The organism is Paenibacillus jilunlii (assembly GCF_900102965.1).
Taxonomy (GTDB): Bacteria; Bacillota; Bacilli; order Paenibacillales; family Paenibacillaceae; genus Paenibacillus_AQ; species Paenibacillus_AQ jilunlii.
Window position 1 is genome coordinate 67,360 of record NZ_FNGM01000006.1, and the last position, 25,929, is coordinate 93,288.

The 25,929-nt window shown below is 48.6% G+C and carries 29 protein-coding genes; all 29 read right to left on the reverse strand.

Annotated elements, in window-relative coordinates; all coding sequences use genetic code 11:
• Positions 1 to 27: 27 nt before the first annotated feature.
• Complete coding sequence (locus BLQ82_RS12395) at positions 28 to 909, reverse strand: MinD/ParA family protein (protein WP_062523267.1); 882 nt, start codon at positions 907 to 909, stop codon at positions 28 to 30.
• Positions 906 to 2,348: a flagellar biosynthesis GTPase FlhF gene (gene flhF, locus BLQ82_RS12400; protein ID WP_062523266.1), complete on the reverse strand. Its 1,443-nt coding sequence runs from the start codon at positions 2,346 to 2,348 to the stop codon at positions 906 to 908. Before flhF ends, BLQ82_RS12395 begins: the two co-directional genes overlap by 4 nt.
• Positions 2,345 to 4,378: a flagellar biosynthesis protein FlhA gene (gene flhA, locus BLQ82_RS12405; RefSeq protein ID WP_062523265.1), complete on the reverse strand. Its 2,034-nt coding sequence runs from the start codon at positions 4,376 to 4,378 to the stop codon at positions 2,345 to 2,347. Before flhA ends, flhF begins: the two co-directional genes overlap by 4 nt.
• 20 nt (positions 4,379 to 4,398) lie before the next feature.
• The gene (gene flhB, locus BLQ82_RS12410) at positions 4,399 to 5,493 is read right to left on the reverse strand and encodes a flagellar biosynthesis protein FlhB (protein ID WP_062523264.1); all 1,095 of its coding nucleotides are present in this window, start codon (positions 5,491 to 5,493) and stop codon (positions 4,399 to 4,401) included.
• Between the two features lie 21 nt (positions 5,494 to 5,514).
• Positions 5,515 to 6,306 carry a flagellar biosynthetic protein FliR gene (gene fliR / locus BLQ82_RS12415; protein ID WP_062523263.1) on the reverse strand — a complete coding sequence of 264 codons (792 nt, stop codon included), beginning with the start codon at positions 6,304 to 6,306 and terminating at the stop codon, positions 5,515 to 5,517.
• A gap of 4 nt (positions 6,307 to 6,310) precedes the next feature.
• Positions 6,311 to 6,580, reverse strand: a complete 270-nt coding sequence (fliQ, locus tag BLQ82_RS12420) for a flagellar biosynthesis protein FliQ (protein ID WP_025707198.1) — start codon at positions 6,578 to 6,580, stop codon at positions 6,311 to 6,313.
• 22 nt (positions 6,581 to 6,602) lie between these two features.
• Entirely contained in the window at positions 6,603 to 7,370 is a 768-nt protein-coding gene (gene fliP, locus BLQ82_RS12425; RefSeq protein WP_062523262.1) for a flagellar type III secretion system pore protein FliP, read from the reverse strand.
• Complete coding sequence (locus BLQ82_RS12430; protein WP_062523261.1) at positions 7,367 to 7,894, reverse strand: flagellar biosynthetic protein FliO; 528 nt, start codon at positions 7,892 to 7,894, stop codon at positions 7,367 to 7,369. Before BLQ82_RS12430 ends, fliP begins: the two co-directional genes overlap by 4 nt.
• Positions 7,895 to 7,903: 9 nt before the next feature.
• Positions 7,904 to 8,269: a response regulator gene (locus BLQ82_RS12435; protein WP_019910416.1), complete on the reverse strand. Its 366-nt coding sequence runs from the start codon at positions 8,267 to 8,269 to the stop codon at positions 7,904 to 7,906.
• A 27-nt stretch (positions 8,270 to 8,296) separates the two neighbouring features.
• Positions 8,297 to 9,565, reverse strand: coding sequence for a flagellar motor switch phosphatase FliY (fliY, locus tag BLQ82_RS12440; protein ID WP_062523259.1), 1,269 nt, complete (start codon positions 9,563 to 9,565; stop codon positions 8,297 to 8,299).
• Positions 9,555 to 10,553, reverse strand: a complete 999-nt coding sequence (gene fliM / locus BLQ82_RS12445) for a flagellar motor switch protein FliM (RefSeq protein WP_062523257.1) — start codon at positions 10,551 to 10,553, stop codon at positions 9,555 to 9,557. Before fliM ends, fliY begins: the two co-directional genes overlap by 11 nt.
• A gap of 39 nt (positions 10,554 to 10,592) precedes the next feature.
• Positions 10,593 to 11,060 (reverse strand): flagellar basal body-associated FliL family protein, encoded by a 468-nt coding sequence (locus tag BLQ82_RS12450; protein WP_020434116.1) that lies wholly within the window; start codon positions 11,058 to 11,060, stop codon positions 10,593 to 10,595.
• Positions 11,057 to 11,281, reverse strand: coding sequence for a flagellar FlbD family protein (locus tag BLQ82_RS12455; protein WP_020434117.1), 225 nt, complete (start codon positions 11,279 to 11,281; stop codon positions 11,057 to 11,059). The genes BLQ82_RS12450 and BLQ82_RS12455 overlap by 4 nt, the downstream gene beginning before the upstream one ends.
• A gap of 121 nt (positions 11,282 to 11,402) precedes the next feature.
• A complete protein-coding gene (gene flgG, locus BLQ82_RS12460; protein ID WP_062523255.1) occupies positions 11,403 to 12,221 on the reverse strand; it encodes a flagellar basal body rod protein FlgG in 819 nt (272 codons plus the stop codon).
• A gap of 120 nt (positions 12,222 to 12,341) precedes the next feature.
• Positions 12,342 to 12,725, reverse strand: coding sequence for a TIGR02530 family flagellar biosynthesis protein (locus BLQ82_RS12465; RefSeq protein WP_062523253.1), 384 nt, complete (start codon positions 12,723 to 12,725; stop codon positions 12,342 to 12,344).
• Positions 12,722 to 13,207: a flagellar hook assembly protein FlgD gene (gene flgD, locus BLQ82_RS12470; RefSeq protein WP_062523251.1), complete on the reverse strand. Its 486-nt coding sequence runs from the start codon at positions 13,205 to 13,207 to the stop codon at positions 12,722 to 12,724. Before flgD ends, BLQ82_RS12465 begins: the two co-directional genes overlap by 4 nt.
• Before the next feature lie 25 nt (positions 13,208 to 13,232).
• Complete coding sequence (locus BLQ82_RS12475) at positions 13,233 to 14,720, reverse strand: flagellar hook-length control protein FliK (protein WP_082722648.1); 1,488 nt, start codon at positions 14,718 to 14,720, stop codon at positions 13,233 to 13,235.
• A 21-nt stretch (positions 14,721 to 14,741) separates the two neighbouring features.
• The gene (locus BLQ82_RS12480; protein ID WP_244280772.1) at positions 14,742 to 15,683 is read right to left on the reverse strand and encodes a MotE family protein; all 942 of its coding nucleotides are present in this window, start codon (positions 15,681 to 15,683) and stop codon (positions 14,742 to 14,744) included.
• Positions 15,684 to 15,701: 18 nt separating this feature from the next.
• Complete coding sequence (gene fliJ / locus BLQ82_RS12485; RefSeq protein WP_062523247.1) at positions 15,702 to 16,145, reverse strand: flagellar export protein FliJ; 444 nt, start codon at positions 16,143 to 16,145, stop codon at positions 15,702 to 15,704.
• Positions 16,146 to 16,151: 6 nt separating this feature from the next.
• Positions 16,152 to 17,465: a flagellar protein export ATPase FliI gene (gene fliI, locus BLQ82_RS12490; protein ID WP_062523316.1), complete on the reverse strand. Its 1,314-nt coding sequence runs from the start codon at positions 17,463 to 17,465 to the stop codon at positions 16,152 to 16,154.
• Positions 17,458 to 18,309 (reverse strand): FliH/SctL family protein, encoded by an 852-nt coding sequence (locus tag BLQ82_RS12495; RefSeq protein ID WP_062523246.1) that lies wholly within the window; start codon positions 18,307 to 18,309, stop codon positions 17,458 to 17,460. Before BLQ82_RS12495 ends, fliI begins: the two co-directional genes overlap by 8 nt.
• On the reverse strand, positions 18,302 to 19,318 hold the full coding sequence (gene fliG / locus BLQ82_RS12500) for a flagellar motor switch protein FliG (RefSeq protein ID WP_020434127.1): 1,017 nt from the start codon (positions 19,316 to 19,318) through the stop codon (positions 18,302 to 18,304). Before fliG ends, BLQ82_RS12495 begins: the two co-directional genes overlap by 8 nt.
• Before the next feature lie 4 nt (positions 19,319 to 19,322).
• A complete protein-coding gene (gene fliF, locus BLQ82_RS12505; protein ID WP_062523244.1) occupies positions 19,323 to 20,909 on the reverse strand; it encodes a flagellar basal-body MS-ring/collar protein FliF in 1,587 nt (528 codons plus the stop codon).
• A 34-nt stretch (positions 20,910 to 20,943) separates the two neighbouring features.
• The gene (gene fliE, locus BLQ82_RS12510; RefSeq protein WP_062523242.1) at positions 20,944 to 21,252 is read right to left on the reverse strand and encodes a flagellar hook-basal body complex protein FliE; all 309 of its coding nucleotides are present in this window, start codon (positions 21,250 to 21,252) and stop codon (positions 20,944 to 20,946) included.
• 28 nt (positions 21,253 to 21,280) lie between these two features.
• A complete protein-coding gene (gene flgC, locus BLQ82_RS12515; RefSeq protein ID WP_062523240.1) occupies positions 21,281 to 21,730 on the reverse strand; it encodes a flagellar basal body rod protein FlgC in 450 nt (149 codons plus the stop codon).
• Positions 21,731 to 21,736: 6 nt separating this feature from the next.
• Positions 21,737 to 22,144: a flagellar basal body rod protein FlgB gene (flgB, locus tag BLQ82_RS12520; RefSeq protein ID WP_062523238.1), complete on the reverse strand. Its 408-nt coding sequence runs from the start codon at positions 22,142 to 22,144 to the stop codon at positions 21,737 to 21,739.
• A gap of 378 nt (positions 22,145 to 22,522) precedes the next feature.
• Positions 22,523 to 23,923, reverse strand: a complete 1,401-nt coding sequence (gene hslU, locus BLQ82_RS12525) for an ATP-dependent protease ATPase subunit HslU (protein ID WP_062523236.1) — start codon at positions 23,921 to 23,923, stop codon at positions 22,523 to 22,525.
• 33 nt (positions 23,924 to 23,956) lie between these two features.
• Positions 23,957 to 24,499, reverse strand: a complete 543-nt coding sequence (gene hslV / locus BLQ82_RS12530) for an ATP-dependent protease subunit HslV (RefSeq protein WP_062523234.1) — start codon at positions 24,497 to 24,499, stop codon at positions 23,957 to 23,959.
• Between the two features lie 51 nt (positions 24,500 to 24,550).
• On the reverse strand, positions 24,551 to 25,927 hold the full coding sequence (trmFO, locus tag BLQ82_RS12535; protein ID WP_062523231.1) for an FADH(2)-oxidizing methylenetetrahydrofolate--tRNA-(uracil(54)-C(5))-methyltransferase TrmFO: 1,377 nt from the start codon (positions 25,925 to 25,927) through the stop codon (positions 24,551 to 24,553).
• Positions 25,928 to 25,929 lie beyond the last annotated feature (2 nt).

Sequence of the window (25,929 nt, forward strand, 5' to 3'; positions counted from 1 at the left end):
CACCTCTGTTCCTCGAATTCAGAACAATTATTCTTTTCGCTTCAACCACTTGCTGATAAATCCCTTGATGCCTTGAACTTTAGTGGTGTCTGCCGAATCAGCGGCCAAATATCTAAGCGCAAGCCTATGCACATCTTTGGCTGCCGAACTGTTCGGAAAAGCCACCGAGAATGGAATCTGTCTCTTTACTGCCTGTACTACATGGGTATCGCTGCTGATATATCCAAGAAAAGAAATATCCAATTGCAAAAACCGGCTTGCCGCCATGCGGATTTTATCACTGGTGGCGCGCGCCTCTCTCTCATCCCCTGCCTGATTGACAATCAGCCGGAAGGAAACCTTCGGGTGGGAATTATTTACAACCTTCATCAGTGCGTAAGCATCCGTTATCGCAGTGGGTTCAGGTGTAGTGACCACCAGGCAGTCATCCGCCGAAGTAATGAATTTCATGGTTTCTTTGGAAAGTCCGGCTCCTGTATCGAAGAGAATAAAATCCATCGTGTCCGCAATTCCGGCGATCTGGTCCGTGAAGTAGCTTAGATCCGCCTCAGACAGCGAAAAAAGCTCGTCCATACCTGAACCGCCTGCGATAAAAGGAAGCCCGTTGGGTCCTTTATGGATGATCTCTCCGATACCCGCTTCCCTTTTCAGTAAATGATAAAGATTATACTTAGTCGATACTCCCATAAGCACATCTATATTCGCCATACCGATATCAGCATCGAACAATAACACTCTTTTGCCCATCGCTTTGAGTGTAAGTGCAAAGTTCAAGGTGAAATTCGATTTGCCGACCCCCCCCTTCCCGCTGCAAACAGTGATAATCCGGGCTGATGACTCACCTCCGGATGCACGTTTGGGTTCCTGGCTGGACACAAGCCTCCTCAGGGATTGCGCCTGATCCATCACAGTCCCCCTGTTCCCAAAATCATCCCGCTAAGCTGATCTTTGGTAGCAGCCAGCAAATCATCGGGTACATTCTGACCGTTGGTTATATAGGAAAGCTTGAGCGGGAAATCATTCAGAACATTGAAGAGCGGACCATAGCTTCCTGTCTCGTCAAGTTTGGTGAAGATGACTTTATCAAGCTGATACCGGCCAAAATGTTCGGCAATCTTTTTCATATCCCGGCTTTTGGAGGTCAGGCTGAGTACCAGAAAGGTCTCACTCTTAAGCTCTTTGGCCAAAAGACTCTGCAGCTCCGCTACGAGCATTTCGTTACGGTAATTCCGGCCTGCCGTATCCATAAGGACAAGATCACAACTCTCCAGCCGGAACAAGGCTCTCTGCAAATCACCAGGAGACTGTACAACCTCCAGAGGCATATTGAGTATAGCCGCATAAGTGCGAAGCTGCTCTACTGCCGAAATCCGGTAGGTATCCGAGGTAATCAGGCCAACCTTGCGCCCTTGCCTGAACAACTGCTCAGCGGCAAGTTTGGCAATGGTAGTGGTCTTGCCTACACCCGTAGGTCCGGCGATATAAACAATCCGCGTATCCGGTGCAATCCCGTTAGCAATGCGCCCGGATAAAAAATCCTCAACCTGAGCGGCCATCCTGACATTGAACTGATCCGGGGCCCAGATGCGGCCTTCCTCATGCCACTGGTCAAAAATATTGCTGATCCACTCATCGACCAGAACGACATCCGTCTCCTGCTCCATCAGACGGTTTCTTATTTGCTCCAGCTGCTCCGGAAGCTCTACAGCACCAGATGAATAACGCGCAATCCGCTCCATCCATTGCTTCATGTCGCGAATCTCCCGCAGCACATCACTTTCCAGTTCAGATGTAGTTGCTGCAGTTAATTTCTTATCCCGGGCCTCATCTATGGATGCCATACTTGCAAGGCTAGCAGCTGGAGCTGAGGAATGCAGCGTTGGAGTTTCCTCAGCTTCAAAATAGCCGTCATCTTCTTCTTCCTTACGGACCGCAGGCAGTACGGCTATACTTCCCTTGTTCTCTAAGGTATCAGATAAAGCTGCAGCAATCTCGGCAAAAGCCTGCTTCGCCGCGGCCTCGTTCCCTGAGGAGGCCGCCCTAGCCGCTGGTTCATTTGCACCAGTTGCTGCAGGTGCCGAAGATGCGGCTGCGGCCTTCTGGTAGGCTTGGGGAACTGCGCTGCGCGGAATGTTCAGCGGAGCAGCCGGTGTCTTTGCAGAAGCTCCGGGCTTCTGGGCGTCCTCAACTGCCGCAACAACCTCAATTTTCTTCTTTTTGAACATCCCCATGAAACCGCCGACTCTGACCTCCTTGGTGCTTAAAATGACGGCATCACTTCCCAGCTCGCTGCGGATGGAATGCATGGCGTCAGGCATCGTGTCGACCACGTAACGCTTCACTCTCATAGGTTCACCACCCCAACGCTTTGGATTTCAATATTTGGCTCCAGCTCACTGTAGGACAACACCGGGATATCCTGCATGGTCCGTTCAATCACCTGACGCAGATACATCCGTATTGTCGGGGAGGTCAATACAATAGGCTGCTGTCCCGATTGAAGCAAACGGTTAATTTGCTCCGTAAGCCGCTGGTATACGGTCTGTGTCGAAACTGGGTCCAGCGCAAGATAACTTCCCTGCTCTGTCTGCTGCACACTTTCGGAGATTTTCTTCTCCAGATTCGGTCCCACTGTGATGACCTTTAGCGTCTCGCCTGTCTGGGAGAACTGCTGTGTAATCTGTCTGGAGAGGGACTGCCGGACATATTCGGTCAGAACATCCGGGTCTTTGGTATAGGTTCCGTAGTCCGCCAACGTTTCAAAAATAGTCACCAGGTCACGGATCGAGATTTTCTCACGCAGCAGCTTGCCGAGCACCTTTTGAACATCCCCGATGGCCAGTACTGAAGGCACAAGCTCGTCCACCAGCACAGGATAATTTTCGCGGAGATTGTCGACAAGTTGCTTGGTTTCCTGTCTTCCCAGCAGCTCATGACCATAACGTTTGATAAGCTCAGTCAAATGTGTAGCTACTACAGAAGGGGGATCAACCACGGTATAGCCTGACAATTCGGCCCGTTCCTTCACAGACTCGTCAATCCATAGCGCCGGCAGACCAAAGGATGGTTCTACCGTCTCAATTCCATGAATCGACTCATCATCATACCCGGGACTCATGGCCAGATAGTGATTAAGTAATAATTCACCACCGCCAACGTTATTTCCTTTAATTTTGATCACATATTCATTCGGTTTTAGTTGAATATTGTCGCGAATGCGAATTACAGGGACGACAAGACCCATCTCCAATGCACATTGCCGCCTGATCATGATAATACGATCAAGCAAATCGCCACCTTGACCTGTGTCTGCGAGAGGGATAAGCCCATATCCAAACTCGAATTCAATGGAATCGACAGTGAGCAGGTTGATTACACTTTCCGGACTGCGCACTTCCTCGATCTGTTTTTCTTCTACCAGCTGTTCCTCTGCTATTTGCTTGCGGTTAGCCTTTTGGCTCATAGTATAAGCTGCATAGCCTAATAGCCCCGCTAGAGGTAAGGTTGACATCACTGTAATCGGGGTGAAAAAACCGAGGAAAGCAATAGTTACGGCGACGATATACAGAAGCTTTGGATATGAAAGCAATTGTCCTGTTAAATCTTCCGCCAGATTACCATCTGATGCTGCGCGGGTAACAATAAGCCCGGCAGCGGTTGAAATCAGCAGCGCTGGAATCTGGCTGACCAGACCATCCCCGATTGTCAACACGGAATATGTCGAAAGAGCAGCCTGGAAAGACATTCCGTGTACAGACATACCGATAATGAAACCGCCAATCAGATTGATCAGGAGAATGATTATACTTGCAATGGCATCTCCCTTGACGAACTTACTCGCACCATCCATAGACCCGAAAAAGTCGGCTTCGCGCTCAATCTTGCGTCGGCGTTCGCCAGCCTGCTGTTCATTAATCATGCCAGCGTTCAAATCGGCATCGATACTCATCTGTTTGCCGGGCATCGCATCCAGTGTAAACCGGGCGCCTACCTCGGCTACACGTTCCGAACCTTTTGTAATAACAATGAACTGCACGACAACAAGGATCAGGAAGACAATGAATCCAATAGCGATTTGTCCCCGGGCAATCCAGCTTCCGAACGTGGCCACAACCTCACCCGCATGACCATCCGACAGAATCAACTTAGTGGTTGAAATATTCAGTGCCAGACGAAACAAGGTTGTGATTAACAGCAATGAGGGGAATATCGAGAACTGCAGTGGGTCCTTTGTATTCATTGCTACTAATATAATAGTTAAGGCTATCGAAATATTGATAATTAGCAGTACATCCAGAAGCCAAGCCGGGATGGGCAGAATCATCATAAGCACAATACCGATAACACCCAATAGAACTGTTAGATCTCTTGCTTTCAATGTCCTCAACCTCCCCCGACTTATCTCCTCTTACCATTAAGCTTGTAAACATAAGCAAGCACTTCTGCTACTGCCTGAAAAAGATCGGCAGGAACGACATCGCCGATTTCTGTTCTGTGAAATAACGCTCGTGCGAGCGGCTTGTTCTCCATAGTTATAACACCATGCTCCTTAGCCAGTTCACGAATACGGAGTGCCACAAAGTCCTGGCCTTTGGCTATAATTTGCGGAGCCTCCATTTTGGATCCGTCATATTTCAAGGCAACTGCAAAGTGTGTCGGGTTAGTGATGATCACATCTGCATTAGGAACCTCTTGCATCATCCGCTGCATGGCCATTCTTCGCTGCCGTTCCCTGATCTTGCCTTTAATGATCGGATCGCCTTCCATTTTTTTGTATTCATCTTTAATATCCTGTTTAGACATTTTCAAGCTCTTCTCATGTTCGTACTTTTGATAAATGTAATCAAAAACAGCCATTATCAAGAGTACCGCCCCGATTTTGATGCCCAGGTTCATAGTCATCTTTGCTGCAAACCGGTAAGCCCCTTCCGCACTAACATGTGCAAGGGAAGCGAAGTTTTCCTTTTCCCCCCAAAGGGTGCTGTAGACCAGATAGCCGATTATCAAAAGCTTGAAGATCGATTTCAGGAACTCCACAAAAGAACGCATGGAGAAAATATTCTTGAAGCCTTTGATCGGATTGATCTTGCTGAATTTTGGAGTCAGCCCTTCAGTGACCATCATAAAACCGACTTCAGCCAAATTTACTACAAGAGCCATCACAAAGGTAATGATGAACAGCGGAGCCAGGATAATTAATATCTGTACACCGTAATGGTTAAACATTTCGGAAACATTCTCAGGAGTCACTTGCATCATCATTCGGTTCTGAAAAACATCCGTATACAGTTTAACAACCCGTTCTTTTATGAACCCACCAAACATCATCAAGGTCAGAAGAGCCGATAACAACACAACCGCACCGGATAGTTCAGCACTTTTTGCAACCTGGCCCTTTTTACGTGCCTCCTGCCGCTTCTTCGGGGTTGCTTTCTCTGTTTTGTCTCCCCCGAAATGCTGAAGATTGAGTGCATAACGTTTTGTTTTCGGCATAACTCTCTCTCCTTAAGTCACCTAAGGACTCTTACCCATAAGGCCCAGCAAATTGTGCATGGACTCAAACATGATGTCGAATAGATTCTGGAACAACAAGGCCAGACTCGGCATTAACAATAGAAGCAGCACAAGTCCTACAATGATTTTGAGAGGAACCCCGATGACAAACACGTTATACTGCGGAGCCGTTCTTGCCAGAAAGGCCAAACCAATATCCGTAAGAAAAAGTGCAGTAACCAGGGGGGCCGACATTTGAAAAGCCAGCATAAATGACTGTGCAAATGAGCGGACCAGAAATTCCGACAGGCTTCCGTCTATCATTTTGATCAACAGATTATTATCTATCGGAACCCATTTATAGCTGTACACAATAGCGTCCAGTAAATAATGATGTCCATTCATGCTTAGAAACAACAAAATGGCAATCATATATTTGAAGTTCCCTATCACTGGCGCTGAGGTTCCAGTCATTGGATCGATAACGTTGGCGATCCCGAAGCCAATTTGGATATCAATGAAGGAGCCGGCAGTCTGAATGACCATAAACATCAGATAGGAGATAAAACCAAGCAGTAAGCCTATCAATGCCTCACGGGCAATCAGCAGAATATAAGTCAGATCCTGGGGAACAGTAATTCCCGTCCCTCCTGAGCTGAAAACGACCAGTGCTACAAAAAAGGAAAGCCCTATCTTAAACGTCGCCGGAATGCTTCTCGTAGAAAAAATAGGAACGACAACAAAAAAAGCGGAAATTCGACAAAAAATCAACAAAAAGACGGGAAAATTTTGAAGCCATGTCTCTATATTCATGCTTTTAACCGATGTACATATTGAGGTTGCCCAGAATTTGCCCGGTAAAGTCTACCAGTTTGGTGATGATCCACGGTCCAAACAACAGTAAAGCAAGCAGCACAGCAACGATCTTTGGAATAAAAGCCAGGGTCTGCTCCTGGATCTGTGTTGTAGCCTGGAATATGCTGACAATTAGTCCTACCACCAGACCAAGAATCAGCATGGGAGCGCTGGTTTCGAGCACTAAATAAACGGCTTGACCGGCTAGACCGATAATAAATTCGGTATTCATCCCTTATGCCTCCTCTTGGATCTCAGGTGTTAAAACTCAAAAGCAGTGATTTAACGACTAAGTACCACCCGTCTACCAGTACAAAGAGCATTATCTTAAATGGCAGTGATATCATCACCGGAGGCAGCATCATCATCCCCATAGCCATCAGGGTGCTCGCTACCACAATATCAATAATCAGAAAAGGTATAAAAATCATGAAACCCATGGTAAAAGCTTTTTTCATCTCACCGATGGCAAAGGCAGGGACCATCACCGTTAATGGAATATCGCTGTACGTTGCAGGTTTGACCGAAGCTTTGTTACCGGTGTAGTTCATAAACAGCAGCAAATCCTTGGTGCTGGTCTGCTTGAACATAAATTCCTTCATGGGATCTGCCGCCTTGTTCAGTGCCTCGGTCTGGGTAATCGTCCCTTTCATGTATGGCTGAAGCGCTGTATCATTCACTTTTGCCAGTGTCGGAGACATGATAAACAAGGTCAGGAACAGGGCCAATCCTACAAGCACCTGGTTAGGAGGCATTGATTGTGTTCCGAGCGAGGTTCTGACAAAGCCCAGAACGATCACAATCCGGGTGAAACTGGTCATTAGCACAAGAAAGGCCGGAGCCACGCTCAGAACCGTTACAAGCAGCAGAATAGAGATGGAGCTGGTGCCGCTGCTTGAACCATCACCGCTGCCCCCAACCTTAATATCAATATTAGGGATAGGATCAGCATGTACAGGGTGTATCAGCAAAGCGCTGAATACAACAAGCAGCAGAAGTGAAAAAATCAGTTTATTTTTCATAAATCCCTCGACTCATCCTTAACCACATCATCCCGGAGCAGCTCTTCCATTTTCTCCTTACGCTCGGGTGCGAGCGCAAGCTTGGATTGCAAAGTCTCATAGAAAGAGGATGTTTCATTAAGTTCGATTTCCTGCGATGGCACTTCTCCGCGAAATTTGGCTCTAACCTTAGCAAAAAACGGCCCAAGAAAGTTATTCTGTCCTGCAGATTGATCCTCAAATGCCGAAATGATCAGCGCTACCTCAGCCGGATCGGTGATTTTATCCATCATGGATATGTTCTCACCGACCCCGATCAGATAGAGGCTGCCTCCGAGTTCAATAATCTGTATAGACTTGTTCGGCCCGAGGCCCAAAGCGCCAAGTGTACGGATGGAACGCCCGCTCATCAAGGTCTGATTGCGGCGTCCCAGAAAACGGATAAGCAGCACTATGAGCACAACAATTACCGCAAGGACAAAAATAACGTTTAATAAATTCAGCAGATTGTTACCTGTTCCCAGCGGTTCTACACTGACTGGCATAATTGCTTGTTACACACCCAGTGTTTTGTTGATTGCTTCAATAACACGGTCTGCCTGGAAGGGCTTCACAATAAAATCCTTGGCACCCGCTTGGATTGCATCAATGACCATAGCCTGCTGACCCATGGCAGAACACATGATGACTTTGGCGTTGGCATCTACTTTTTTGATTTCTTTTAGGGCGGCAATACCGTCCATTTCAGGCATGGTGATATCCATCGTGATCAAATCCGGACGCAGCTCCTTGAATTTCTCAATAGCCTGTGAACCATCCTGGGCTTCACCCACAACCTCAAATCCGTTCTTCGACAAAATGTCACGGATCATCATTCTCATAAATGCTGCATCGTCCACGATTAGAATTCGGTTAGCCATTTTTACAAAATCCTCCCTAAGTATGCTTTATTGTAGTTTTTGAATTCGGTCCCACTGGCTGACGATATCCGTAACGCGAACTCCGAAGTTTTCGTCGATAACCACGACTTCCCCTTTGGCAATAAGCTTGTTGTTAACCAGAATGTCTACAGGCTCACCGGCCAGCTTGTCCAGCTCAATAATAGAGCCTTGCGACATTTCCAGAATATCTTTGATCTGCTTCTGGGTCCTTCCTAATTCTACGGTTACTCTCAGTGGTATGTCCATTAATAAATTCAAATTATTTTCGTCAATATTTCCAAAGGCTCCGGAGCTTAAGTTGGCAAACTGTACCGGCTGCACATTTACATTGCGGTTCGGTACGGACTGCTGTGGCGGAGCCTGTTGGTAAGGCACACCTTGAGGCGGCATTCCATACGGAGGCATCCCATAAGCCGGCATTCCTGCAGGAGGATAATAATATCCGCCCTCGGGCGCACCCGGGTATGGCGGCGGAACCGCTCCAGGCTGTGCTGGAGGAGTCTGCTGCACCGGCGGCGCTGGAGGAGGTTCATAAGCTGCTGCCGGTTTAGGCGGAGCCTCTGCCGCAGCTGCTGCCGTTTCTTGTTCCGACTGTACATCGCCAAGAAGCATAGATACCATATCTTTGGCGAATTGTACCGGAAGCAGCTGCATAATTGTAGAATCAATCAGCTCCCCAATCTTGAGCCGGAATGAAATCTGGATCAGTGTTTCATCACCCGGAAGACTGCCTACGCCTTCTCCGCTGGACATATTCAGGATATCGATACCCGGAGGCGAGATATTCACAAAGCGGTTGAAAATGGTCGACATGGATGTAGCCGATGAGCCCATCATTTGGTTCATCGCTTCCTGGACGGCACTGATATGAATTTCATTCAATTCTTCGTCCTTAGGTTCACCTTCACCGCCAAGCATCAGATCCGCGATAACCTGTGCATCCCTGATTTTGATAACCAGTGAGTTGATGCCCTGAAAACCATCCACATATTGAACATGCACCGCAACATGCGGTTTTGGAAAGGCTTCTTCGAACTCATCACGGGTGATGATGGATACCTCAGGAGTAGTGATGTCTACCTTTTTGCCCAGCAAAGTGGACAGCGCAGTCGCTGCGCTCCCGAATGTGATATTTCCGATTTCTCCCAATGCGTCCTGCTCAAAGGGGGTTAAGAAATCATCCACCGTCTTTGTCGAAGGAGCAATTGGTCCTTCCGCAGACTGTTTGAGCAGAGCATCTATTTCTTCTTGGGATAAATAATCTTTACTCGTCAAAATCTTCAACTCCTTCGCTGACTATCTCGTCTATTTGCACAGCTACACGCTCTTTAATCATCCCAGGACTTCCGATGAATTTCAGCTTGTCCCCCACCTTGATTGACAGCCCGGAGTCAACAGTCCTGTTAAGAGAAATAACGTCGCCGACGCTGAGCCCGAGAAATTCAGCAATGGATAAGCTCGATTCGCCCAGCTCGGCCACAATCGGCAGCTGTGCTCGATGAACTCTAGACCGGATTGCCTCAAGCTCAATCTCATCGCGCACCTTCTTTTCAGAAACAAACCATTGGTGAACGGACAGCCTCGACATAATTGGCTCCAGAACAACGTGAGGTATACACAGGTTGATCATCCCGGTCGTGTCGCCTATTTTGGTGCTTAGTGAAATTAGAGCAATAGTTTCGTTGGGCGATACGATTTGCATGAATTGAGGATTGGTTTCCAATGCCTCCATGCGGGGACTGATATCAAGCACTGTTTTCCAGGCTTCCTGCAGGCTCTCAAAGCATCTGCTGAAAATCCTTTCCATTATTGTAGTTTCAATTTCAGTGAGAGTACTGATTTTGGAAGGTGCCGTTCCAAATCCTCCCAGCAGTCTATCCAACATGGCAAAGGCGATGTTCGGATGCACCTCCATAACCATCCGGCCTTCGAGCGGTTCCGCTTCGAAAATATTCAAGATCGTCATTTTGGGAATGGAGCGGATAAACTCGTCATAAGGGAGCTGCTCTACTTGAACGACATTGATCTGCACGAAGGTACGCAATTGGGCCGAAAAGTATGTCGTTAGATAACGGGCAAAGTTATCATGAATCCGCGTAAGACTGCGGATATGATCCTTTGAGAAGCGCACAGCCCGTTTGAAATCGTAAGAGCGGATTTTCTTCTGGGTTTCCTCTTTTTTAAGTTCGTCGGCATCCATTTCACCGGATGATAGTGCGGCAAGCAGAGCATCAATTTCGTTTTGTGATAGTACATCAACCAATTCAATCACCCCCCTATCAAAGAATTAATCCTCCAGCAGTTACATGGAAGCTAAAACAAAATCAGTGAATTCAAGCTGAGTGATCGTGCCCTCAGTCAAATTCTTGTTGATTATATTCATCAGCTTGCTGCTGAATTGATCTTTGCCGCTTGCCCCGTTCAGATCCTCAGGCTTGGCATCGGCAATCGCCTTGATAATAAGCGGAGTAATTTTAATGGCTTTTATCTTTTCGAATTCTTCCTTAGACTTCGCTGAATCCAGCTGGAACGCGATGTTTACTTTAAGGATATAATCGGGATCGGCAGTATTAGTTTTGATATCAGTGATTTCCGCCGTTAATGCGACGATTTCATCCGCGCTGAGCTTTTTGGTCTCCACGCTCTGAACTGCCGTATTCACGTCATTCGAATCACTGGGAAAGATCTTATCCATTAGTAAAAAAGCAGCTACAACTATAAGAGTTATTGCTAATAAAATTGTGATGAGCCACGGCAGCATCTTTTTCATGAAAGCTCCTCCATTGACTGGACTTTAATGGTGGCAGCATATGTGCCAATGTCCCTGTTATAATCTCGGATCTTACGGATGACTTCATCGGCCTTTTCCAGCACGATCAGCCTTTTGCCGGTTACGAGCGTAATGTACGTATCCGGACTTTCTTCTACCATCTCTACCAGTAAAGCATTTAAAAACATGGGTGTACCATTCAATCGGGTTACCGAAATCATAACAGGCCTCCTAACAAAAAATAGGGGGAGGAGTTCCTCCCCCACGACTTCGCAATAACCTTTACGCCAAAAGACGAAACGTTACCATTATACAGCAAGTTTATGATTATGGCCCAAAAAATTAACGCTTGAGGTTGACGACTTCCTGCAGCACTTCATCAGAGGTCGTGATAATGCGGGAATTGGCCTGGAACCCGCGCTGGGAAACAATCATTTCTGTAAACTCACTGGTCAGATCCACATTGGACATTTCCAGCTGGCCGGCAACTATGGCTCCCGTCCCCTCTTCAGTATTGTTGGCAGTTGTTGGAGCAAGCGCTCCATCAGCATTCGCGTTCAACGTCATCCGATACAGATTGCCGCCAACCTTTTCCAAGCCTTGCGGATTGCTAACCTTAGCTACCCCGATTTTCGTATCCGAATCGATGGTTCCGTCTTGCAGCGTTTGTAAAACTGAACCGTCAGTGGAGATGGAAAATGCGGTAGTACCCTCATTCAATTGAATAGGTTCGCCAGTGGAATTAAGCACATGGAGACCATCGGAGGTCAGCAGGTTGCGGGCGGAATCCACATGAAAATCGCCGGCGCGGGTAAGGAATGGCGTTTCCTGTTCGTCACTGAGCTTCACCAGGAAAAACCCGTCCCCATCAATACGCAGGTCTGTCGGATTATTGGTGGTCATTGCGCTGCCGGCCAAGTGCATGGTGTCAATGGAGCCAATGCTGACTCCAAGCCCAATCTGCTTGGCGTTCACGCCGCCCTGGCCGCCTTCCACAGGAGCAGTAACCCCGGATACCGTCTGGCTCATAATATCCTTGAACATGACGCGCCCTGACTTGAAGCCAATGGTATTCACGTTCGCAATGTTATTGCCGATTACGTCCAGCTTTGTCTGGAAACCGCGCATTCCGGATACCCCTGAGTACATAGATCTTAACATTATTTGTCTTCCTCCCGGATTATGGAGTTCTTAGACTCCGAATTTGTCTGAATGAATTCGCGCTATGGCCGCTTCAGTCGGTCGGCAGCCATTCCGGCTCTCCAGTTAGGACCAGCCGGTCTAAGAGATGATTACTGCACTGTCAATATGTGTAAACACATTGTCCTTCATGGAATTGCCGTCCATAGCAGTCACTACGGTACGGTTAGCCACACTGACGATCAAAGCCATGTCTTTCATTAATATTAGGGATTCCTTGCTGCCTTTGGCTGCTGCCTTGTCCACTGCGGACGAGATTTGGTCCAATTGCCGGCTTCCAAGCTCTATTCCTCTTTGTTCCAATCGTTTGGCTGCATGATTGCTGAACTTCAGTATGTTCTTCTGCAGCACGCTCTCAAATGAAACTTCTGAATTCACAGGATTCTTAGAGCCAGCCGGCCGCTGAAGTGTTGACGGATGTACGCTGGCAGGATACAGCTGGCCTATCGTAAGCCTGTCACTCATGATCCCGTCCCGCCCTCTGCAGAACCGTTACTGTCATTTGCATTCTCTACGGGTGCAGCTGCATTCTGGATTTGCGTGACATCGGTCAGCGCAATTTTTTCTTTGCCCACAACTGCATACTGCACGCCGTCTTTGACAACGATAGACTCGACATTCCCCGATTTTGACTCCTTAGTCGTTGCATCCATCCAGGTAATATTCTTGCCAATCAGTCCCGATACCGCTCCAAGCGACTGATTCATCGCTGTCATTTGTGTTGAAATATTCATTAGTTGTTCTACCGAAGAAAATTGGGCCATCTGCGCGATAAATTCCTTGTCCTCCATCGGCTGCATCGGGTCCTGATTCTGCAGCTGGGTGATGAGGATCTTCAGGAACTGGTCCTTGCCGAGTGTTGAGTTTCCGGTAGTTTTCTTGGTGCTGTCCGGCGCTGTGTAATTCCACTGATCCGGTGTTGAGATTGGTGGTGTAGTTGATGCCATTTTTGTTCACCTCGCTTGTTGATTGTTATGCCTTGGCTGAGAAACTTCCACCTTGCGAACGGTTATCCTGCTGCGTGCCGGCAACCCATTCTTTCCATTCGCCATTCAGCTCAGCGGCAAGTACCGCATCACTGATCTCCTCCGTGCGTTCTTTGGATCGTCTTTCCTGCTGCTGACTGCCGGAACCGGCTCCACGCCCCTGCTGGCTGCCATTATATTGGGACTGCAGCGGTGTATTGTTTTGGGTAACCTCCAGTTTTTCAACCTGAAGGCCCTGATGCTGCAATGCTGATCTGAGCTGGCTCATCTGCTGTTCCAGCATATCTTTGGCTCCGGCATGCTCCGTTAAGAACTGGGCAACCAAATGGCCGTTTTGCATTGTGATTTTAACATCCACTTGCCCCAGATTCTCTGGGAACAATGTAATTGTTGCCTCAGCCACTCCGCCTTTTTTGACAATCTCCAGCTTGCCTGTAATAAACGAAGTCATCTCATTAGCGAACTGATGTACAGGAACCGGCGGTGTCTCTGCCTTAAGCGGTGCAGTAATTCCTCCTCTTAATGACAGCTGCCCGGCAGTTACGACTTCATGGCTCTCTTCGGAAGGTTTTGCCCCGGCCAAGACTTCAGTTTCCGCTCCATTCTCAGAAGCATCTGTTGGTAAAGCCGCCTTAGCCTGTGGTGCAGCAATTAGATCTGCCGAATCATCTGCCGTTACTGTTGCAGTTGGGACCGCTGCTCTATTCTCAGCGGGTGCTGCAGTAGCAGGGCTGGTGCGGATGTCTGTATGGACTGGAGTTTTTGCTTTTACATCCACATTGGAATCCGTTTCGGACACTGGCTTCAACACTACTGGTGTAGCGTCAGTGCTGGCAGCCGGTTTTGCCTTAGCTTTATTGTCAGGAACCAACGTATCAGCCAGAATCGCTGTAAAATTATTCAACAGGGTAATTCCCGCTGAAGATGTTTGTTCATTCCCCTCTGCGGCGGCTTGCTGAATCAGGCTCACCAGACTGTTAAGCTCGTCCTGGACGGCAAAGCGCAGCGTCTCCGGGTTCTGTGCAAGTGGAGATAGCGTCTCAGCAGAGGCACTTCCTGCTTCGGCGGTTCCCTCAGTTGGAGCGCTTCCCGATAATAGAGCCGATACCTGGAGCAGCCATCCTTGAAGTGCAGCTATCAGAGCAGGTTCACTGCTAATGTCTTCATCCAGCTTCTCCACATCTTCCGTAAGTCCCTGCAGCAGCTCGGCGCTTTTGGCTGTATCACCGGTGCCTGTGTCTTCACCAGCTGCTTGTACGGCGTTCATAAGGCCTTGCAGCAGTGAAGCCAAATTCCCCAGTACCGCCGGCGCTGCCGTTTCTGTGGCCTGTACTGCGCCCATACTCTGAACAAGAGTCTGGGCAAAAGGTGCGGCCGATGCTGTTCCAGCAGCTGTACCCGCGCTTGCAGAAGTTGATGTCCCTGTGACAGCAGTTTTATTTCCGCCACTCATTGATTGAAGGACTAAACTCATTTTTTCACCTCCTCTCCAGTGTTATTTACCGCCCATCAGCCGATTTACAACCTTAGCTGTCTGGGCACTGTCATTCTTGGTCATCTCCCCCAGAATTGAAGAGCGGACAGTGTCACTAACCGTATTAAGAATCGTGATCACTTTGTCCGGACTGATCTTGTACATTGACCCCAGCAGGGTTGCCGCATCAGCAGCAGGCATGCTGGTGAATGTCTGGTTCAGCTTCTCTTTATCCAGGTTATTAGTTGCTGTGGTTTTTGTTGAAGCTCCCGCATCCTGCTTCAGCCTGGATTGAAGGGCTGCAATAGCCATATCGGTTGAATTTGTAGTTTCTTTTAGCTTAATGGAGACATCTGCAGCTTTTTTGGGGTCCATTTTTTCTAAAATAGCTGTTTTGCTGGCATTATTCATCACACTAAAGATTTGCACCATTTCATCTGTGGTCAAATTCTCCATGATTGGCGCAGCTTTGGAGGCCTTCATCCCTGCATACAGCTTGGCCAGCTCTTTCACCTGCTTCACATAGGGATCTTCCGTCTCGTCTGTACCTGCTTCTGCAGCCGCAGCTTCTTCCTTCATACCGTCAATCTGCTTCTGCAGCGCTTCAGCTTTGGTGGCCTGAGCCGCAGTATCTTCATTCGCCTTCTTAAGCTGCTCGCTTTGTGCCGTCAGCTGAGACTTAAGCTCCTTGATCGTCTTATCAGAGCTTGCTGCCTGCTCTTCAGCCTGCTGCTGCGGGTCGGCTGCTTCATCAGCAGATTGCGGCGGGTCAGGCACCCACTTCTCCACAACCGGAATCTTGTTCGCAATGGCCAGAACGTTGTTCCGGATATCCATATTAAACAGAGTTAACAATACCCCAAGCAGGACAAGCGTAAAGATGATCGGTATCATCAAAAATAAAAACCGTTCAAATTTACTAGCTGACCCTTCAGTTTCAAATTCCATATCATTGTTAGCCACTAGCGGAAACCTCCTGGGTTAGAGGGATTTCATCGCGAAGCGGACGGTAGCCATCTCATCCAGTTCGTTTTGTTCCCGTAAAATCATACTTTGCTGAAAAGCGGTCTGGGCTTTGTCTTTAGCCTTCAGCCACACCTTCTCATCCAGCACTTTCGTGCTGAGGTGATCCTGCTTATGCCGGACTTCAATATGTGCACGGCTGATATCCGAGTGCTTGCGTGCAATGCAGTGGTCCAGATAATCGACGTAATCCTGCATCTCACGCAGCTTGGACATCGGTGTTTTTTGTTCAGCCGCATGCTGCAGTGCCAGCATCAGCCCGCGGCGTTGCTCCAACAAGTCCTCAAGACATTTTTCCTGGGCCTGAAGTTCTCCGAGGGCGCTTGAGAGCATCCACTCTGCCTGTGTTTTTTCATTTGCTTTCAAGTCCACGACTTTTTGAAAAGTGTAATGAAATCTCATGATCAATCAACTCCTTGAGAACTGGGAAATTAAAGACTCTTGGACCTCGGCCAGCGTGACCTTTTCGTTTACCTTCTGCTTGGTGAAATTCCATATGCTGTCAATATAATGCATAGACTCATCGATCTGGGCATTGGAGCCTCTTTGGTAAGCGCCGATGTTGATCAGATCTTCCGAATCCTTGTATACAGCCATGAGCCGCTTCACATTCTCAGCCGCAGCGATTTGTTCCTCTGGAGCAATATCCTTCATGACGCGGCTGATGCTGGAGAGAACATCGATGGCTGGAAAATGACCCTTATTGGCAATATTCCGGTTCAGCACAATATGTCCATCCAGGATTCCGCGTACTGCGTCAGCAATAGGCTCATTCATATCGTCACCGTCCACAAGCACTGTGTAAAAAGCGGTAATCGATCCGGTAGGTCCGGTTCCGGCCCTCTCAAGCAGCTTCGGAAGGCTGGCGAACACCGAGGGAGTGTACCCTCTCATTGCCGGCGGTTCTCCAACCGCCAGTCCCACCTCACGCTGCGCCATTGCATAACGGGTAACTGAATCCATCATCAGCATGACATTCAAGCCCCGGTCACGAAAATATTCGGCAATCGTTGTGGCAATGAGTGCGCCTTTAATGCGGATAAGCGCCGGCTGGTCAGAGGTGGCAACTACAACGACTGACCGTTGCAGTCCTTCCGGACCGAGGTCGCGTTCAATAAAGTCCAGCACCTCTCTGCCCCGTTCACCAATTAAGGCAATGACATTCACATCTGCAGAAGTATTGCGGGCGATCATGCCCATCAATGTGCTCTTACCGACCCCTGATCCGGCAAATATGCCCACACGCTGGCCTTTGCCAATGGTGAGTAATCCGTCGATGGCTCTGACTCCGATACTGATCGGCTCATGCACCCTGGGGCGGTTCAGCGGATTGGATGGAATGTTGAACGTTGAACTGTGCGGCATACGCGCCGGAATGAGCGAGCCATCAAGCGGCTGTCCCAGCCCGTCAAGAACTTTGCCGAGCAGCTCTGAGCCAACCTGTACACTAAGAGGCTTGCCTGTACCCACAACATCACAGCCCGGTCCTATGGCTTGCAGCTCGCCTAACGGCATCAGCAGCACCTTGTTGTCGCGAAAGCCTACAACTTCAGCCTGCAGCGGCTTGTTGCCTTTGGACGGATAGATATAGCATACATCACCGATACTCGCGTCCGGTCCTTCCGACTCTACCATCAGCCCGATCACCTGAGTAACTTTGCCATTAATTCTGACTGGGTCAAAATTCCGCAGCTGCTCCTTATACCGTCCGCTGTCAAGCATCGTCTTCCCCATTTCTGTTCTCATCGGTATCCAGTGCTATCCGGATCAGCTCTTTTTTGATTTCAGCGAGCTGTGTATCAATTCGCGCATCAATGCTTCCAAAAGAAGAACGGATGACGCAGCCGTGGTCCCTTACAGTTGAGTCAGGCAGAATTTGCAGTTCCGCCTGTGAATCCACTGCCAGTGCCAGTTCTTCCCTGGCCGCATTGACAAAGGAGAACTGTGCCGGGGACACACATAACGAAATCAGTCCCTGTTCGCGTTTACGGGCAAGATTCTTGCGAATCAGATCCATGGCAAATTGCGGCTCCACGGTCAGCTGCTTGTCCACAATTTTCTCGGCAATATCACAGCTAAGCTCTACCAGAAAAGGCTCAGCCTCTTGAATAATAACTTCTTTGGCCCGGTAAGCCTCCTGGAGAACCTGTCTTGCTTCCTCCATCATTTCGGCCATTTTCTGCGCCATTTCCAGTTCAGCCTGTGCCTGCCCTTCCTGGTATCCCTGTTGATAGGCTTCTGACTTGACGGCCTCGACAAGATGCTCATCCTGTTCCCTGCGCTGCCGCCACCACTCTTCTGCCTCTGTCCGTGCCGATTCTACAATATTCTCAGCTTCCTGTGCCGCGTCTCGGACCTGTCCTTCGGCAAACTCCTGTGCATCCTTCAGCATTTGCTTGCGGGCCTGTTCCGCCTCTTCCTTGGCAGAATCCTGAATATGCACCTCGCCTGCCGCTTCATCCGAAGCAATCGACTCCTCGGTCAGGCCTGCATACTGCCTGGCTTGTTCCAGCCGTTTGAGAACATCAACCGGAACATACTGTGAATGTTTGATCAGCCTAGACAATGATGTCATCTCCTCCGCCACGGGCGATGATTATTTCACCTGACTCTTCGAGTCTGCGGATCGTTCCTACGATGCGTGTCTGAGCTTCCTCGACATCACGCAGCCGTACCGGACCCATATATTCCATTTCTTCGCGGAAGGTTTCGGCCATCCGCTTCGACATGTTGCGGAAAATAACGTCCCGCACTTCCTCGCTGGCCACCTTGAGCGCCAGCTGCAAATCGGCATTTTCGATATCGCGGATAATCCGCTGGATCGAACGGTTGTCCACGTTGACGATATCCTCGAAGACAAACATCCGCTTTTTGATTTCTTCAGCAAGTTCCGGATCCTGAATTTCCAGGGAATCCAGAATCGTGCGCTCCGTACCACGGTCAACACCGTTCAGAATCTGCACAATTGATTCGATACCGCCGGCATTCGTGTAATCCTGAGTTACTGTAGCAGAGAGCTTCTGCTCCAGCACCCGCTCAATTTGAGTAACGACCTCCGGTGAGGTGCTGTCCATAATTGCAATTCTTCTGGCTACCTCAGCCTGCTTCTCCTGTGGTAGCGAGGACAGAATGGATGCCGCCTGTTCAAATTGCAGATAAGACAAGACCAGCGCTATGGTCTGTACATTTTCATTCTGGATAAAGTTCAAAATCTGATTAGGATCAGCCTTCCGGGCAAAATCGAATGGCCGTACCTGCAATGTTGCCGTCAGGCGGTTGATGACCTCCATCGCCTTGCTTGAACCAAGCGCTTTCTCCAGAATTTCCTTGGCGTAATTGATACCGCCTTGTGAGATGTATTCCTGCGCGAGGCAAATTTGGTGAAATTCAGCCATAATGGACTCTTTTTCCGCACTGTCTACCTTACGGACATTGGCGATTTCCAGAGTCAGCTGTTCAATCTCCTCGTCCCTCAGATGTTTGAATATTTGCGCCGATACCTCGGGCCCTAGTGTGATTAGCAGGATAGCCGCTTTTTGACGGCCGCTAAGCGCCTGCTGAGTGGCTTTTGCCATTAGTTCACCTCTGTTCATCTGCTAGCCAAGTACGCAGCAGATTTACGAATTCATCCGGCTTCTTCTTGGCCAGACTTTCCAGTTGCTTGCGAACCTGACTTTCGTTCGTCATGCTATCCATATTAATGGACGGGAACTCTGTAGGAACCTGAAGCGGAATATCTTCTTCCACCTCTTCTTCCTGCTTCTTGCGGCTGCGGTAGATCATGTAGCCGACGCCTGCGCCAACCAGCAAAGCAGCAGCAGCAATTGCCCAGATCATCCACGTTGCAAGCCCGCCTGAAGCTGCATTGGCATCCGTACTTCCAAATTGTTGGGAGTATACCGAAACTTTTTTGGCTAAATCTGCGTCTGTATAAGAGACACCTGAATCCGCCAGAGAAGCACGTACGATATTCACCAAAATGTTCTGAATTGCTGCTGATGTAGTATCATCCAAACTATTTTGTCCGGTAGGTGGTTCAACAGCAACGTTTATGGTTAAATCTTTAACAGAGTAAGGACTTGCAATAATATCTTTAGTGATATGGTTCACTTCAAAGTTTCTTGTCTCCGAAGACTCCTCAGATGAAGAAGTTCCCGAGCCTGTATCCGATGGATAACCCGCAACATCTTGCGAGCCTGTACCTGCAACTCCTCCGGTAGTGTTTCCCTGACCTGAATAGGTATTGCTGATAATCTGCGAGCTGATCTCAATCCCTTTCATATTTTCCGCATCTACCGGTGTGACCAGCTTCTCCTGGCGATTCTCCTTGTCAAAATTCAACTGTGAGAAGACCAGAACGTCCACTTTATCCGGACCTGTGAGTGTACTGAGGAATTGTTTTACATTCTTTTTAACTTCCTCCTCAAATTTCTTTTTGAGGGCAAAGTTTTCTTCGACCTGGCTGGAAACTCCCGCCTGCCCGCCCTTGGCCGTCGGCATTAATTCGATTTCATTATTGGCAATCGTAATGTTGTCGATCGGCAGATTCGGAACTGCGGTCTTCACTAGGTTGAAATAACCGTCAATATTGTCTTGAGTAGGTCTAAAGCCAGGGTCGAAGCTAAGTACCACTGATGCTGATGCCTGCTCCTGATTCTCTTGTGAGGCAAATACGGTTTCCTTAGGCAGATTGATCAGGACCTTGGCATCCTTGATCCCCTGCATACGTCTCATAAGCTGCTCTACTTCACCATTCAATGCATTGTTATATTTAACATTGAATTCGCTGTCTGTAGTGCCGATCATCGATGAGGACTCGTCGAAGACCTTATAACCGATGGAACCGCCTTGTACAATTCCCTGCGAACCAATGTCCACTTTGACGCGGGCTGCATCCGTACTTGGCACGGAGATACTTTTGCCATCAGGACTCAAGCGGTAAGAAACTCCGGCAGAATCCAGATACTTCATTACACCGGCCGAATCAGTACTGTCCAAATCCTGAAAAGCCACTTCGTATTCTGTTTTTGATAATTGCATCGTTAAGACCACGATTATGATTATGATGATAAACAAGGTAGAGAAGAATAGTATTTTCTGTTTACCGCTGAATCTGTTCCAATACTGGGTTATCTTTTCCCGGTACTGGGCAAATCTTTCATTCACAGTGTCACCCCATCCGAAACTTAGCTAGGATTATTTAGATTTGAGTTCTCATAATTTCCTGATAGGCTTCTATTACTTTGTTCCGGACTTGTGTAGTCAACTGCAAACTCAGCAACGCCTGTTGGGAAGAAATCATAGCTTCATCAATATTGACCTCACCCAGGACGAACTTGTTACTCATATCTTTTGCCTGCTGTTCTTGATTTGCTACCTGATCCAAAGCATTCTGTAAATAAGCGCCGAAGCTCTGTCCCGAGCCTTCTGGTGGTAATGACTCAGCGGCTGATGTTTTCATGGCGAGCGGCTTGATAGCCTGCGCTCCAATGCTTAAATTCTGTATCAACAGTTTCCCTCCCGGTAGGTTCTAAATTTTACCGCCCGATTTCGAGCGCTTTGGTTACCATACCCTTCGATGCATTAAGCATCGTGACATTGGCATCATAAGATCTGGACGTAGACAGCATGTCCACCATTTCTTTCGTTATATCCACATTCGGCATATATACATAACCATCAGCGTCCGCATCCGGATGACTTGGGTTGTATACAGGCTTCAGAGGAGAAGAATCTTCGATAATCGACTGTACCTTCACACCCTGACTGCCGCCGCTGTTCATCTTGGAATTCAAGATGTTGGAGAAGCTGTCGTTCTGGTTAGTTTCCAGTACAACCAATTTCCGCCGGTAAGGTACTGCCTTGCCATCAACCACTGAAGCTCTTGTTGTCTCTGCATTGGCAATATTGGAGGAAATCACGTCCATTCTCAGCCGCTGGGCGGTTAATGCTGAAGCACTAATCCCAAAACTGCTGCCAAAATTCATTGTTTGCTACCTCCCTTCAACTGCTGTTCGCATCATTCTGATCTGGCTGTTCACTTGCTCTACATATGAATTGTACCTGAGCTGATTCTCTGCGCTTAACGCCTGCTCCCGGTCCATATCCACATTATTGTCGTTATTGTTCATAGAAGTTGTTTCATCGGTACTGACTGTTGCCGTTGGTACAATTGTACCTGTCCCGAATTGGAAGTGCCGGGAATCTGTCACCTTCGCATTAAGTGTGGACTTAAGACCGTTCTCCTGCTGCTGTAAATAGCTCTCAAAATTAACATCAGAGCGTTTGAAATTCGGAGTGTCGGCGTTGGCTACGTTATTTGCCAGGACACTTTGTCGTTTGGCGGCGGCATCAAGGCCTCCCTGTAATCTTTGAAAACTGACGCTGTTCAATAAACCCAATGGAAATCCCCCTTCCAAAGCTTTTGTTCTGAAATGAATTCCACAAACCTCTTAAGAATTCCTGCTTGATTCGACAAAAAAGGATAAAATTCTTCCTAACTTACCGAATATAGGTCGAAAGATGTCGATGGACGAAATAAATGTCAATCTCACATACATTGATTCTCTTAGAATTTGTATATTATTACAATAAGAAATAAGCCCTATCTTTTCTGAAAAGAGAGGGCTTAAAGCATGTTTTTTCAATTTTTTGACATTTTAGTCCCAAATTCTCCGGAAAAATAACATTTTTTAGCACGAAATCCCCCGGAATGGGGGATTTTTTGTAAAGGACTAATTCCAAATGCCTAAATTTTAATTATTTTGAAACTTGTCGCATCAGAGAATATATTGGCTTAAATCGCGGTCCTGTGCGATTCCTGCCAATTTTTCACGCACATACTCCGGAGTGATGACCATCGTTTCTAAAGTCAGCTCCGGTGCTTCGAAAGATAGGTCTTCCAGCAGTTTCTCTAGAATAGTATGAAGTCTTCGCGCACCGATGTTCTCCATATTTTGGTTCACTGAGGCTGCAATCCGGGCAATTTCGTAAATGGCTTCTTTTTGGAACTGAACTTCAATATTCTCGGTTTGCAGCAAATTGACATATTGCTTCGTTAGCGCGTTCTCCGGCTCAGTCAGAATAGACACGAAATCCTCGAGCGTGAGGCTGCTCAGTTCTACGCGGATCGGGAACCGGCCTTGGAGCTCTGGGATCAGATCGGAGGGCTTTGCCACATGAAACGCCCCTGCGGCCATAAACAGCACGTAGTCCGTCTTCACAGGGCCGTATTTGGTCATTACCGTAGAGCCTTCGACAATAGGCAGAATATCTCGCTGTACCCCTTCCCGGGATACATCCGGTCCGGAGCCCTTGCCTTGACTGGCTACTTTGTCGATCTCATCGATAAAAATAATCCCCGACTGCTCCGCACGTGCCACCGATTCCTGAATGACATCATCCATATCGATCAGCTTTGCCGCTTCATCCTGAATCAGCACTTTCCGGGCTTCCCTGATCGGAAGCTTGCGCTTCTTGGTCCGTTTGGGCAGCAGGCTGCCGAACATCTCCTGCATATTCATCCCCATCTGATCATTGCCCTGGCCTGCGAACATATCCAACATAGTAGGCGCAGTGTCTTCTACATCGACCTCGATGATGTCATCCTCCAGCTGGCCAGCCAGCAGCTTGAACTTGACTCCGCGGCGGCGCTCGCTGAGGCTTCCATCTTCGGCATCATCTTTGGCATCTTCAGCTGTATTATTGTTTCCGCCGAAAATCATCTCAAAAGGATTCCGCTGTGACTTATTTTTCGATCCTCCAGGCACCAAAATAGAGACGATACGTTCATTAGCCAGTTCTTCTGCGCGATCTTTTACCTTTTCGGTCCGCTCCAGCTTTACCATACGAATGGAGGTTTCCACCAGATCGCGGACCATGGACTCCACATCCCGGCCCACATAGCCAACCTCAGTAAACTTGGTCGCCTCCACCTTAATGAACGGAGCATTCACCAGCTTGGCCAGACGGCGGGCGATCTCGGTTTTGCCGACACCGGTCGGTCCGATCATCAGAATGTTCTTCGGAACAACCTCATCCCGCAGCTCCTCAGACAGTAGACTGCGGCGGTACCGGTTGCGGAGTGCGACAGCAACCGATTTCTTGGCCTGCTTCTGTCCTACAATATACTTGTCAAGCTCTGCTACGATTTGCCGGGGTGTAAGCGATTGATTGTCCATTGTGACTTCCTCCCTCTTTCTTGGGCACCGTGCCTATAGTTGTTCAACGATAATATTGGAATTGGTATACACGCATATTTCGGAGGCAATCTGCAGCGCTTCTCTGGCGATCTCCGGCGCGCTCAGATTAGACGCGTGTCGTTTCAATGCCCGTCCTGACGCAAGTGCAAAATTACCGCCGGAACCGATGGCAAGCACATCATCATCCGGCTCAATAATTTCCCCGTTACCGGAAATCAGCAGCATGCCCTCTTTATCCATCACAATCATCAAGGCTTCCAGCTTGCGCAGGATGCGGTCCTGGCGCCAATCCTTGGCAAGCTCAACGGCTGCACGCTGCAAGTTGCCATGATGCTCTTCCAGCTTGCCCTCAAACTTCTCGAACAACGTAATCGCGTCAGCAACCGATCCCGCAAAACCGGCAATAACCTGTCCCCTATATAGCCGGCGGACTTTTCTTGCTGTCGTCTTCATGATGACACTCTCACCGAATGTCACCTGGCCATCCCCGGCAATTGCCGCCTGGCCATTATGTCTCACCGCACAAATCGTAGTCGCATGAAAGCTAGGTAACATAATATACGCAACCTCCTAAAAGTTTGTAGCGCAACTCCTTGAAATATCTTCTTACAAAACTTTATTCGAAAGCAAAGTCGTAGGCCCGGCGTTCTCCGGTTCTTTATATGCAAGGCCGGTACGTGCCGCAAAACCGGCGAGACTATCCAGGGCACGGTGAGCGAGCAGCTCATTTTTTTCTTTTTTACTGCGGATTCTTTGCTCCGGCTTCGGCAGCAGGCCAAAATTGGCATTCATCGGCTGGAAATGTTCCGGGTCAGCAGACGTGATGTAAGCAGGCATGCTGCCCAGCACCGTATCCTGCGGGAAAATAAGCCCTTCTTCTCCAAGCGCTGCTCTCGCGGCGTTCATGCCCGCAATCAGACCGGATGCTGCGGACTCGACGTAACCTTCAACCCCGGTCATCTGACCGGCAAAAAACAGCCTTTCCCGGCCCTTCATTTGATAGGTGGGATGCAGAAGTTTCGGAGAATTAATAAATGTATTGCGGTGCATTACCCCATAGCGGACGTATTCGGCATTCTCCAGGCCGGGAATCAGTGAAAAAACCCGTTTCTGTTCGCCCCATTTCAGATGTGTCTGAAAGCCGACCAGATTATACAGGGTTCCTGCGGCATTATCCTGCCGGAGCTGCACAACCGCGTAAGGCAGCTTGCCGGTATGAGGATTCATCAGCCCTACCGGTTTCATCGGTCCGAACAAAGCGGTCTGCTTGCCCCGCTTCATCATGATTTCAATGGGCATGCAGCCCTCAAAGTAAATCTCTTTCTCAAAATCTTTGAGTGCAGCCGTCTCAGCCGAAATCAGCGCATTATAAAAACGGTCAAACTCCTCTTCCGTCATCGGGCAGTTCAGGTAAGCAGCTTCACCCTTGTCATAACGGGAGGCCAGATATACTTTGTTCATGTCAATGCTGTCTTTCTCCACGATGGGAGCGGCAGCATCATAGAAGTAAAAGTACTCTTCACCTAGCAGAGCTTTGATTTCAGAAGATAATGCAGGGGATGTCAGCGGACCGGTGGCAATCACAACGATCCCTTCCTCCGGTATATGCGTAAGTTCTTCATTTATGACTTCCACTAGGGGATGATTATGCAGGGTAGAGGTAATTTCACCCGAGAACCCGTCACGGTCTACGGCAAGCGCACCACCTGCGGGAACCGCATGGCGGTCAGCTGCACCCAGCACCAGCGAATTCAAACGCCGCATCTCTTCCTTCAGCACCCCCACCGCGTTGCCCAGCCCGTTGGCGCGAAGCGAATTGCTGCACACCAGCTCGGCAAATTGATCGGTATGGTGCGCTGGTGTCTTCACAACGGGTCTCATTTCATAGAGTCTCACCGGGACTCCGCGCGAAGCTATCTGCCAAGCCGCTTCACTGCCTGCGAGTCCGGCTCCAATTACTGTAACCTTAGCTGTATCAGTCAATT